This window comes from Rhizobium sophoriradicis, from assembly GCF_003939025.1.
GTDB lineage: Bacteria > Pseudomonadota > Alphaproteobacteria > Rhizobiales > Rhizobiaceae > Rhizobium > Rhizobium sophoriradicis.
Genome location: NZ_RQIH01000017.1, coordinates 136659 through 147516, shown reverse-complemented (window position 1 = coordinate 147516; position 10858 = coordinate 136659). Strand labels below are relative to the sequence as shown.

The 10858-nt window shown below is 61.9% G+C and carries 11 protein-coding genes, 1 tRNA gene and 5 pseudogenes; 9 read left to right on the top strand and 8 right to left on the bottom strand.

All coding sequences use genetic code 11. The features are described 5' to 3' along the window. Window positions 1-111 (top strand): annotated as a pseudogene (locus EFR00_RS26325) (IS5/IS1182 family transposase); the annotation flags it as partial. A 161-nt stretch (window positions 112-272) separates the two neighbouring features. Beyond that, a pseudogene (locus EFR00_RS34285) lies at window positions 273-384 on the top strand (type II toxin-antitoxin system CcdA family antitoxin); the annotation flags it as partial. A 1-nt stretch (window position 385) separates the two neighbouring features. Here the strand turns inward: EFR00_RS34285 and EFR00_RS26315 are convergent. The 4 genes and pseudogenes from EFR00_RS26315 to EFR00_RS26305 all read right to left on the bottom strand — a co-directional run bounded on the left by EFR00_RS26315 (window position 386) and on the right by EFR00_RS26305 (window position 2217). Then, the gene (locus EFR00_RS26315) at window positions 386-838 is read right to left on the bottom strand and encodes a GFA family protein (protein WP_077995017.1); all 453 of its coding nucleotides are present in this window, start codon (window positions 836-838) and stop codon (window positions 386-388) included. A 90-nt stretch (window positions 839-928) separates the two neighbouring features. Next, window positions 929-1078, bottom strand: a pseudogene (locus EFR00_RS34280) (DapH/DapD/GlmU-related protein); the annotation flags it as partial. Window positions 1079-1315: 237 nt separating this feature from the next. Then, a pseudogene (locus EFR00_RS34275) lies at window positions 1316-1444 on the bottom strand (maltose acetyltransferase domain-containing protein); the annotation flags it as partial. A 35-nt stretch (window positions 1445-1479) separates the two neighbouring features. After that, window positions 1480-2217, bottom strand: a complete 738-nt coding sequence (locus EFR00_RS26305; RefSeq protein ID WP_077995019.1) for a type 1 glutamine amidotransferase — start codon at window positions 2215-2217, stop codon at window positions 1480-1482. A gap of 126 nt (window positions 2218-2343) precedes the next feature. Here EFR00_RS26305 and EFR00_RS26300 point away from each other — a divergent pair, with 126 nt between their 5' ends. Further along, entirely contained in the window at window positions 2344-2637 is a 294-nt protein-coding gene (locus EFR00_RS26300) for an Rdx family protein (protein WP_009990553.1), read from the top strand. A 2-nt stretch (window positions 2638-2639) separates the two neighbouring features. On the opposite strand, the gene EFR00_RS26295 is transcribed toward EFR00_RS26300, so the two are convergent. Continuing rightward, on the bottom strand, window positions 2640-3059 hold the full coding sequence (locus EFR00_RS26295; protein WP_077995020.1) for a BA14K family protein: 420 nt from the start codon (window positions 3057-3059) through the stop codon (window positions 2640-2642). A gap of 167 nt (window positions 3060-3226) precedes the next feature. On the opposite strand from EFR00_RS26295, the gene EFR00_RS26290 reads away from it, so the two are divergent. After that, window positions 3227-3311: transfer RNA gene (locus tag EFR00_RS26290), tRNA-Leu, on the top strand. Between the two features lie 167 nt (window positions 3312-3478). Here EFR00_RS26290 and EFR00_RS26285 read toward each other — a convergent pair. Then, a complete protein-coding gene (locus EFR00_RS26285; protein WP_009984121.1) occupies window positions 3479-3775 on the bottom strand; it encodes a DUF982 domain-containing protein in 297 nt (98 codons plus the stop codon). A gap of 198 nt (window positions 3776-3973) precedes the next feature. Between EFR00_RS26285 and EFR00_RS26280 the strand changes: the two are divergent. Continuing rightward, a pseudogene (locus EFR00_RS26280) lies at window positions 3974-4194 on the top strand (DegT/DnrJ/EryC1/StrS family aminotransferase); the annotation flags it as partial. Between the two features lie 5 nt (window positions 4195-4199). Here EFR00_RS26280 and EFR00_RS26275 read toward each other — a convergent pair. Both EFR00_RS26275 and EFR00_RS26270 read right to left on the bottom strand, forming a co-directional pair. Beyond that, a complete protein-coding gene (locus tag EFR00_RS26275; protein WP_009992862.1) occupies window positions 4200-4532 on the bottom strand; it encodes a hypothetical protein in 333 nt (110 codons plus the stop codon). 61 nt (window positions 4533-4593) lie between these two features. Further along, the gene (locus tag EFR00_RS26270; protein WP_077995021.1) at window positions 4594-6204 is read right to left on the bottom strand and encodes a GumC family protein; all 1611 of its coding nucleotides are present in this window, start codon (window positions 6202-6204) and stop codon (window positions 4594-4596) included. Between the two features lie 134 nt (window positions 6205-6338). Here EFR00_RS26270 and EFR00_RS26265 point away from each other — a divergent pair, with 134 nt between their 5' ends. The 4 genes from EFR00_RS26265 (at window position 6339) to purU (ending at window position 10846) form a co-directional block, all read left to right on the top strand. Beyond that, the gene (locus EFR00_RS26265; RefSeq protein WP_077995022.1) at window positions 6339-7388 is read left to right on the top strand and encodes a glycoside hydrolase family 5 protein; all 1050 of its coding nucleotides are present in this window, start codon (window positions 6339-6341) and stop codon (window positions 7386-7388) included. Between the two features lie 2 nt (window positions 7389-7390). Further along, entirely contained in the window at window positions 7391-8671 is a 1281-nt protein-coding gene (locus EFR00_RS26260) for a hypothetical protein (protein WP_077995023.1), read from the top strand. A gap of 56 nt (window positions 8672-8727) precedes the next feature. Further along, on the top strand, window positions 8728-9744 hold the full coding sequence (locus EFR00_RS26255) for an acyltransferase family protein (protein WP_077995024.1): 1017 nt from the start codon (window positions 8728-8730) through the stop codon (window positions 9742-9744). A 217-nt stretch (window positions 9745-9961) separates the two neighbouring features. Continuing rightward, window positions 9962-10846, top strand: a complete 885-nt coding sequence (gene purU, locus EFR00_RS26250; RefSeq protein ID WP_077995025.1) for a formyltetrahydrofolate deformylase — start codon at window positions 9962-9964, stop codon at window positions 10844-10846. Window positions 10847-10858: the final 12 nt, after the last annotated feature.

Sequence of the window (10858 nt, the reverse complement as noted above, 5' to 3'; positions counted from 1 at the left end):
TGCTTTTCTAAACTCAAGCAGTTCAGAAGGGTCGCGACGCGCTTCGAGAAAACCGCCGAAAACTACCTCGCCGTCGTCACTATCGCGGCGACAATGCTATGGATCAGATAACTGTCCACACGACCTAATGCGTTGGCATTTGCTAGGGAGATTCTGCCACGAATGAAAGCCGAGCAACGGGAAAGCCTGCATCGGCTGGCGCAAATACCGATCCAACGACTAGCAAGCGCGGCAAAGCCCGTCAAAAAACAAGCGACGATGAAACGCTGCCTCGTGCAGAACGCGAAAGACTTTTGGCGAATTGAAAATGCCGAGGCGATCGCGGAGCAAAATGAGGATGTCGCAAAGCATGGCCTGCCGTTCGCCAAATACAGGCAGTTTTGAGTCACGCGCTGCCCATATATTCCTTCACCAGTCCTTCATAGGCCGCCATCTCGGGCAGCGCCGCGTAGCTGTGCACCGCGCCGGTCTCGGCAAAGGGCAGCTTCTCGCTCGTCCATGTCTCGATGAACGGCGTGAACCAGCTGGGGTCATCGAGCATCGTGACGCGCAGATTGACGAACCAGTCCATGCCTTCCGGGCGGGTGAACATCCAGCTCATGCAATGCGGGCAGAAGTAGTGTTTCGTCGTGCCGTGCAGGCCGCCGATGACCGGCTCGCCTTTCGTCACCTCGAAGCCTTCGCTGGGGATGGCGGCACTCAGCGAATAGGCGCTCGCAGTCATCCTCTGGCAGCCCGTGCAGTGGCAGGCCATGGTCAGCAGCGGCGGCGCGCTGATCTTCAACCGCACCCGGCCGCAACGGCAGCCGCCTTCCATGGGTAAGTTCTGTGCCGTCATGATATCTCTCCCCTTCAGCAACGTGATCTAGTGGAGCCGGCGCCGTTGTCGAGGGAGCCGCCGATGGTTGTCTCAGGGGCGGTTCATCGGGCGCGCCGGATTGCCTACCACGGTTGCACCCGGCGGCACATCCTTCGTTACGACGGCGCCGGCGCCGACGATCGCGCCATCGCCGATCGTCACCCCGCCGAGGATGACGGCGGCCCCGCCGATCCAGACGTCGCTGCCGATCGCAACCGGCCGGGCGATCTCGATACCCTGGCTGCGCAGTGCGGGATCCTTGTGATGTTCGGCACAATAGATCTGCACGCCCGGCCCGAGCATGGTGCGGTCACCGATCGTCACCCGGCCGGAATCGAGGATGGTGCAGCCGGCATTGAAATAGACACGCTCGCCGAGGGTGATATTGATGCCGTAGGAGCAGTGAAACGGCGCTTCGATGAAGATGTCGGGCGCCGCGATCGCAAAGAGCGCCCTGAGCGCCGGGGCGACGGCCCCGCGCTCATCCGGCCGCAGCGTATTATGGGCGTGAACGGCGAGGCGCGCCTGCTGGCGCAGGCGATCGAGCTCATCGTCGAGGCAGCAATACCACTCACCCGCCGCCATCCTTTCAAATTCGCTTACCGGCATCGCTTCGCCTCTCAAGCCGAGGCCTCCGACAATATTCCGATCTCTGCCGGGTTGATCAGGCTGACCCAGGCACGCGCGATGGCCAGGCCGGCGGCATCGGCGGCAACGCCATGGTGCACCGCCAGTTCGGCATGGTTTTCCAGCCACCCGGGGGCGATGCGGGCGATCGTTTCGGGAAATTCCGCCTTCCACTGCTCGACGACCGCTTGGTCGGCCTCGAAATGGAACTGGGTGCCGTAGACGGCGCGGCCGATGCGGAAGGCCTGGTTATCGGCGACGGAGCTCGTCGCCAGGCGCACCGCGCCCTCGGGCAGGGCAAAGGTGTCGGCATGCCATTCGAAGATCGTGAACTCGCCGCCAAGCGCCGATAGCAGCGGATCGGCCCGGCCCTCGGCGGTGACGCCGATCCTGTGCCAGCCGAATTCGCGTGCGGTGCCGAGATGATTGTCGGCGCCATAGGCGCGAGCGAGGATTTGGCTGCCGAGGCAGATGCCGAGCACGGCCTTGCCGGCATCGCCGAAGCGGCGGGCAAGCCGGGCGAGCTCCGGCAGGTAGGGATGGGCCTCGTCATCCAGCGCGCTCTGCTCCCCGCCGAGAACAACCAGCGCGTCATGGCTCGCTATATCGAGCGGCAGGATGCCGTCCTGCCAGACGCGAAACCACTCGATCTCAGCGCCCGCCTCGTCGAGCGCTCTGGCAAGCGCCCCAAGACCGGTATTCTTCATGTTTTCGACGACTGCGACTCGCATAGGCGTTCCCGATATGATCGACGTGGAGGAGACCATGCCGCAAGACCATAGGCAAGACGCTTCTATCAGAGCAATTGCGCGGCCACGTCAACGCGCTTAAACCAAGCGGAACGAAAGGAAATCGCCATGACCGAAAAAGCCCGCGTCTCGATCCTCTACTGCACCCAGTGCAACTGGCTGCTGCGCTCCGCCTGGATGGCGCAGGAGCTGCTGCATACCTTTTCCGACAGCCTCGGCGAAGTGGCGTTGATCCCCGGCACCGGCGGCAATTTCGAGATCCGCGTCAATGGCGATCTCATCTGGGAGCGCAAGCGCGACGGCGGTTTCCCAGGGCCGAAGGAGCTGAAGCAGCGGGTTCGCGACATCGTCGAGCCCGGCCGCGATCTCGGTCATGTCGACCGCGCCTCGCTCGAAAGCTGACCTCAGCGATAGGGCGAGCGGCAGACCCGGTAGACGCCCTCATAGGTGAGGAAGTGATCGCTCCGCGGATTGTAGGAGCGGTACTCGTTGGTGCACCAGGCGATATGCTTGTTCATATCGCGCGCCGCCGGCTGAACCCTCCGCACCGGCGGCGGATCATAGGTCAGCTGCGGCCGCCCGGCCGCACCCGGCAGATAATAGGTCGGGCCGGCGCCGCGCGGGCGGTAGTTCGGCTGAACATAGGCTGGGCGATGCCATTGCTGCGGCCCGAAGCCGAAGCAGCCGCGAAAATCGCAAAGCGTCGAGCCCGTATTGAGCGGCCCGAGCCCAGGCTTACCCACCTTCGGCGAATCGGCGGCTGCAATTGCAGGCGACAGAACGGCCAAGAGGCCGGCGAGCAGAAACATGCGGGAAGCAGGCATCGTCCATTTCCTGTTGATCCTCTCTTATATAGGACGCCCAATGACAGGCGCTATGCCTGTCCGGCAGCACGCCTCCTGATGTGATCGGCAGTTTTTTGCCAACTGTCAGGAAAACTTCAAAAACCCAGTTGACAGTCGCCGGCCACCCCCTTACATCGCTCTCCGTCGCCCAGATGGCGGAATTGGTAGACGCGCAGGTTTCAGGTACCTGTGCCGCGAGGCGTGGAGGTTCGAGTCCTCTTCTGGGCACCATTCCAATCTTGATCTCTACCAAGATCAGATAATCAAGCCTTCCAAAATGGCGCATTGGTACCTTCCAACGAAGGTCGTTGACGATGCGCTTATCGATATGGCTGGTACCATGATGCTGATTCTGGAAGCCTAACCAGCGCAGCCTATGATGGCGCGATTCCCGGCCTTCACGCCGCCATGTGCGGCGCCGTCTTCCCGCCGTCTGCAATCACCGACAAAACCACGATGCCGGCTTCTGTGGCGGCGCTCAGAAGCAAGTCCCTGAGTTCGTCCATTCCGGCCTGCCCGGTGATTGCATCGGCGCAAGCCTTCACAGCCGCGACATATTCCTCTCCGTCGTCAAGCGGCCATTCGATCATCAGAACCTCGGCTACGTCTCGGAGCGTCCGGACGATCTTGTACTTTCCCCGGCCTCCAATAAAGAGAACGAGAGGCGCAAAATCCACCGATGTGTTCCATTGCATGGCACTTTCTCCCCACGGATTAGAATATTAGTAATAATGCAATTAGCATGCCGCGCAAGGCGAAAGCGGAGTCGTTGCCGGACAGAACGGTTTTGTCTTTTTGGCCGCCCCGCAACGAAGCGCATGAACACCGAGATCAAGCTCAGTTGTTCCGTTGAGTCATCCCGCCTGTCGGGGTCTCAGCGAGCTCCGGCAGAAAATATCGACGCGCGAGTCTTCTTCTATCCCTCTCCAGCCTCTCCATGTTCGAAGACCTGCCCGGGAACGTGAACGCCTGGAGCATTACGGGCCGCGCAATCAATCTGCCCAGCTATTACGATATGAGCGAAGCCGATATGGGTCGGGTGGCGGCAACGCTGCTCGATGTGGCGGCCCGACGGTTCGGACAGGCGCACCCAACGGCTTTGTTGACCGGCTGAGGCGCCTATCGCACCGGCTGATAGTGGCCGCGCAGCGGCACCTTACCGCCCATGGTGACGAAGCCGTCGCGTTCGCAGACATACATCAGCGTCGGCATGCCGCCGGAGCGGAAGATCTCGTCGTAGCGGCGGCGGATCTGGACGGTTTCAGTGCGGCAATTATAGGATTCCTCTTCCTTCTTGTCCGGCTGCGCCTTGACGCCGGGCAGACCCTTGTAGGGATAGAGGGCTTGAACGTCCGAATTTACCGGTTTTGTCCAGTCGACGGCAAAGGCGGAGGCTGGCGCAAGGCCCGATGTGGCAACGAGCAATATCGGAAACATCATCACAAGCCGCATGGAACCTCTCCTGTCGGCATCGCCGGCCGCCCATAGGATGTAGGAAAACCGGGGATCGTGATCAAGCGGCCGCAGCGGGCGTTTTCCTGAAATAACTTCTGATGATGGGATGGCCGAAGAGGCCGGCGAGAATGGCGAAGCCGGCGCCGACGACGAAACCGGCAAGAAGACCGCCGATGATGCCGGCGATCAGCAGGATCTTCTTTCCAGGGCCGTCGGCCTTGACCGGCGGCTCGGCCGGCGAGATGACGCGAATATTGCTCTGGCTGAGGTTCTGCTCCTCGCTCGTCTGGCTCGAGCGCTTCAGCACCGTCTCATAGATATCGCGCGCCGCCGTCGCCTTGCGCTGCAATTCGTTCAATTCCACCTGCTTGTCCGAGGTCGTCGCCTGCAGCGCCTTCTGGACGGCAAGCTCCTTGGCGATGCTGTCTTCGGCAGCCTTCGCCTGCTCGTATTCGCCCCGTGCCGAGGTGGCGAGGCGCTGCAATTCACCCCTGATTTCGCCGGATATGCTCTGCAGCGAGGAGCGGGCCGCCTGCAGGCGCGGATGACGCGTGCCCATCTGGCTTTCGAGGCTGCCGACGGCGGCGGCTTGGGCTGCATATTGCTGGCGCAGGCTGACCAGCGGCGAGGTGGCGCCGCCCTCGGTCTGATTGCCGGCGACGATGTCCTCGACGCGCAGATTGGCGACGGCGTCGGCGCGGGCCTTCGCCTGGATGGTCTTTTCCTGCGCCGTCACCAGCAGCGTGTTCAGCGAGCCGAGCCGCTGATCGGAAATCAGGTTGCCCTCGGTCGCGGCCATGTCGTTGTCGGCGCGGAAGGTCTCGACCGCCTGCTCGGCCTCCAGCACCTTCTGGCGCAGGTCGTCGAGGCGTCCATCGAGTGTCGAGGAGGTGTTTTCGTAGAGGCCGTTCGAGGCGCTGTTTTCCTCTTCGGTGAAGGCAGTGACGACCTGGTTGGCGAGCTTTGCCGATTTTTCCGGATCATTGGTCGTCGCGGCAAGCGAAACGACATAGGTGGTGGCCTGGCGGGTGATGACAAGCGCCTTCTGCAGGGTGCCGATGACGGCAGCGCCATCGGTGCGGCCGCCGGTGAATTCCGGATCCTGATCGAGCTTCATCGCCACGACGACGCGGCGCAGCACATTGCCCGAAGTCAGAATCTGCACCTGGCTGTCGATCAGCGCCGAGATCATTTCAGGCGACGGACCGGAAGATTGCGCACCGGCCTCGGCCAGGCCGATCTGGCGCGGATCGAAATAGAGGCTGCTGACGGCCGTGTATTTCTGGCCGATGAACGGCGCCAGCGCGCCGCCGGCGACGGCGCCGAGAAGGGCGAGGGCAAGCACCACCAGGCGGTGGCTCCAGATCGCCGCGATGCTGGAGCGGAGGTCGAGAAGCGGAGCGGCGGGTGCCGACGCGCTCTGCGGCGGCACATCAAACGCGGGCCGCTCGGCAGGCGGAGGCGACGGCTGTTCGTAACGGCGCGTTTGCGCAACGCTTGCCGGCGGCGGCACGAAAGGCGGAGGAGCGGCTTCGGGCGCCGGGCGGGCGAAATCATCCGGGCGGACGACAGGACTGCGCAGCCGCACGCCTTCCGGCGCAGGCTGAGGCGGCTCATAACTGCGCCAGCCGGGCAGCCGGCTTACTCTATTCCTGTCATACTGGCTCATACGCGCACTCGTGTCCCGCCCAGCGTGAAAGACTGAAGCCGAGGTGCCGAGACTTTAGAAATTCTTAGCTAACGGACCGTTAAGATGGGCCCGAGCGACGTCGATGTCGCGATTTGCCGTGATTCGAGGGTAGGATGAGGACGACACGACATCTGGTGGCGCTGCTGCTTGCGGCCGCTCTCACCCCGTCGTCGGTCTTTGCGGCCGGTGCGCCCTGCTATCGCGGCGTCAATCTATCGGGCGGCGAATATGGCGAGCGCGGCGGCACCTACGGCACCAACTATATCTATCCAAGCGAAGAGACGATCGGCTATTTCGCCAAAAAGGGCATGACGATCATCCGGCTGCCCTTCCGCTGGGAGCGGCTGCAGCCGGCGCTCGGCGGCCGGCTCGACGATGACGAAATCAAGCGGATCAAAGATACCGCTGCTTTAATCCGCAAGCACGGCATGGCGGTCCTGCTCGACCCGCATAATTTCGGCTATTACGACAAGGTACAGATCGGCACTGCGCCGGCGACGGACGCCGCGTTCGCCGACTTCTGGGCGAGGCTCGCGGTCGAATTCGCCAATGAGAACGGCGTGCTCTTCGGCCTGATGAACGAACCGCATGACATTAAGGCAACGGACTGGCTCGATGCCGCCAACGCCGCGATCCGCGGTATCCGGGCCGTCGGCGCACGCAATCTCATCCTCGTGCCGGGTACCGCCTGGAGCGGCGCTCACAGCTGGGAAAAGGATGTGATCGGCGGCGCCAACGGCACGGTGATGCTCGGCGTGCGCGATCCTCTCGATTTCTACGCGTACGAGGTCCACCAATATCTCGACGTCGATTCGTCGGGAACCCATCCAACCTGCGAAGGTGCGGATGCCGCGGTCGAAGCGATCGCCGGGGTCGCCGCCTGGCTGAAGCAAAACCACAAGCGCGGCTTTCTCGGCGAATTCGGCGCCTCCGCCGACAAGGACTGCATGGGCGGGCTGAGAGAAATCTACGCCACCATGTCCGGAAATAGCGACGTCTGGCTCGGCTGGTCTTATTGGGCGGCCGGCGAATGGTGGCCGGCGAACGAACCTTTCAACGTTCAGCCGCGTCAGGGCCCTGAGCGGCCGCAGATGCGGCTTCTCGCCGAGTCGGCCAAAGCCGATGCCGGCGCCTGCACCGCCGTCAAGCCCGCGGAGAACTGACCGTGGCAACCGTCGATCAGAAAGCAGCGACGTACACCGTGGCGGGAAGCCGGGTCGATGCGGCCGCGAGGGGATCGCGCGTCGACTATCCGGTGCTCTGGCTCGGCCTGCTGTCGGTGCTCTATAACGGCATCCTGGCCTTCATCAACCACAACATCGTGCCGCTTTCGTTGACCCATGTCGCCGCCAGCGAAGGTCTGATTCTGGCGAGCGCCATCATCTACATCCTCCATAAGGGAATCTACGAGACCGACCTGCCGGCCTTCCTGTTTCTGCTGTTCACGCTTGTCGTTACCATCTATGTCAGCGTGCTCAACCGCCTGCCGTTCGTCGATCATTTCCGCAATGTGCTGATCATTTTCTGCTTTTCCGGCCTCGGCGGCTGGAGCAATGAGAAAACGATGAAGCTTGCCTTTCGCTGGGCCAGCCTTGCGGTGCTGATCTTCCTGATCTTCGAGATCGTCAGCGTGCCGTTCTATGTCAGCATCGTGCATCCGTCCGATTATTTCGCCAATACGCGCGGACTGCTGCCGCTGAGCTACAATAAGACAGGCCTGTTCCAGAACGCACTCGGTTTTCCCGAGCGCTTCTCCTTTGGCATCATCGACCATCGCTCGTCATCGATCTTCCTCGAACAGGTGTCGCTCGCCAATTTCTGCGGCGTGATTGCGATCTATCTGGTGTCGATGTGGGACAGAATTAGCCGGTGGGACCGGCTGCTGTTCATCGCCACGGCAGTGCTGATCCTGGTGACGAACGATACGCGCACGATGCTGATCTTCTGTTTTGCCTGCATCGTCGGCTATTTCGTCTTTCCGAAGATCCCGAAGAATTTCAACTTGGCGCTGATGCCGCTGATCATCGCCGCAGGTTTCCTCGTCTACACCATGAAGCCCAATGCGACAGGTGACAATTTCACCGGCCGCATCAATCTGACGATGAAGAAGATCATGGAGCTCGATCCTCTTGCCGTTCTCGGCCTTTCGGTCGACAGGGTCGCCGAATTCGCCGACAGCGGCTATGTCTACCTGATCTACGCGGCGACCATTTTCGGCGTCATCGCCTTCTGGCTGTTCGTCTGCCTCTTCCCAGCAGGCCGCACGGCGGCGCAGCGGCGCTGCGCCCATTCACTTTCTCTTTTCATTTTTCTGAATATGATGATCGGAGGGACGGCGGTTTTCTCGATGAAGATTGCCGGCCTCCTGTGGTTCGTCGTCGGATATATGCGCTTCCACGACAACCCGCGCATCCGGCAGGGTCGTGCGGCAGATGTAACGAGTTGACCGCAGCCGCGCGGAAGGGACCGGCGCCGGCGCGAGCCCGAGGAGCAAGACGCTCGATGCTTGTCCAGCTTCAATATCTGCGCGCTGTCGCGGCGCTGATGGTCGTTTATTTCCATGCGATATTGCAGCTTGCCAAAGTCAATCCCGCCGTTGACGCGACGGCTTTTCTCTATGGTGAAACCGGGGTCGACATCTTCTTCGTCCTCAGCGGATTCGTGATGTGGCTGACGACGAGCGGGCGCGCGATGAGCCCCTTCGATTTCGCCCGCCGCCGCATCAGAAGGATTGTCCCGCTCTATTGGCTGGCAACGCTGTTTTCTGCTGTCGTGGCGCTGACGGCCCCGTCATTGCTGAAATCGACGGTGTTCGACCTTCCGCATCTCATCGCCTCGCTGTTCTTTCTGCCATGGGCCAATGCCGCCGATCCCGGCACGATCACCCCCGTCGTCGTGCCGGGCTGGACGCTGAACTACGAGATGTTCTTCTATTTCGTGTTTGCCCTCTTGCTGCCGCTCTCGGAAGCCCGCCGGATTCCGGCCATGTTTGCCGTCTTTGCCGTGATCCTGATCGCCTGCCGGCTGCTGCCGGAAACAACGGCCACCCGGTTCTACGGCGAACCGATCATGCTGGAGTTTCTCGCCGGCGTGGTGCTTGGCTGGCTATATGGGCAGAAGGCGCTCCTGCCGAACCGCTGGGCATGGGCGGCGCTCGCCATTGGCTTTGCGTTCCTCCTCGTCAACGAGGCGCTGATGCCGCCGGAGAGCCGGTTCTACGCCTGGGGGGTCCCGGCAGTCTTCATCCTCTACGGCGCGGTCTCCACCGATTTTTCCCGGCTGCCGGTTCTGAGATGGCTCAACTATCTCGGCGACTGCTCCTACGCCATCTACATCACCCACGCTTTCACGCTTGCTTTCCTCAGGGTCGCCGCCGACCGCCTGCCGATCGGCATCCTGCAGCAGCCGGTGCTCTTCGTGATCCTGTCGCTGGTGCTCTCGTCGGTCGGCGGTGCCATCGTCCACGAAATCACCACGCCGCGCCGCAAGGTGGCCGCAGCAAGCCGTCCGCCGGCCTGACTTTCGTGCCGAAGGCGAGAATACGCATCCCCACGGCGCTGGCGGCACAGTTTTTTGCGCAACTTCTCCTAAGCTAAGGCCTGGAAGCGAGAGAACTTGCACAAACGTGATGGTTCATCTTGCAATTTGTCGCATGAATGAAAGCGCACCGGCCTATTCGCGGCCCGGGCTTTGATCTAAGCACGGCGGCGCTCTTGAAGAGGGAAGAGGGACAGATATGAGAAGCTATGTATTGACGGTATCCTGCAAATCGACGCGTGGCATCGTTGCGGCGATTTCCAGCTATCTGGCGGAGAAGGGCTGCAACATCATCGACAGCTCACAGTTCGACGATCTCGATACCGGCAAGTTCTTCATGCGCGTCAGCTTCATTTCGGAAGAGGGGCTGTCCGGCTCGGCGATCAGCACCGATTTTGCCGCCGTCGCCGCACCTTTCGAAATGGACTACGAGTTCCACGACAGCGAAAGCCGCATGAAGGTGCTGCTGATGGTGTCGCGCTTCGGCCATTGTCTCAACGACCTGCTCTACCGCTGGAAGATCGGGGCGCTGCCGATCGACATCGTCGGCGTCGTCTCCAATCATTTCGATTACCAGAAGGTCGTCGTCAATCACGACATCCCCTTCCACCACATCAAGGTGACCAAGGAAAACAAGCCGCAGGCCGAAGCGCAGCTCGTCGAGCTCGTCAACCAGACCGGCACCGAACTGATCGTGCTCGCCCGCTACATGCAGGTCCTCTCCGACCAGCTCTGCAAGCAGATGTCGGGCAGGATCATCAACATCCACCATTCCTTCCTGCCGTCCTTCAAGGGCGCCAACCCCTACAAGCAGGCCTATGAGCGCGGCGTCAAACTGATCGGCGCCACCGCCCATTACGTCACCGCCGATCTCGACGAAGGCCCGATCATCGAGCAGGACACGGCGCGCATCACCCATGCCCAGAGCGCCGACGACTATGTCTCGATCGGCCGCGACGTTGAAAGCCAGGTGCTGGCCCGCGCCATCCACGCCCATATCCACCACCGCACCTTCATCAACGGCAACCGCACCGTCGTCTTCCCGGCCAGCCCCGGAAGCTACGCCTCCGAACGCATGGGGTGAAGCCGCCAAGGC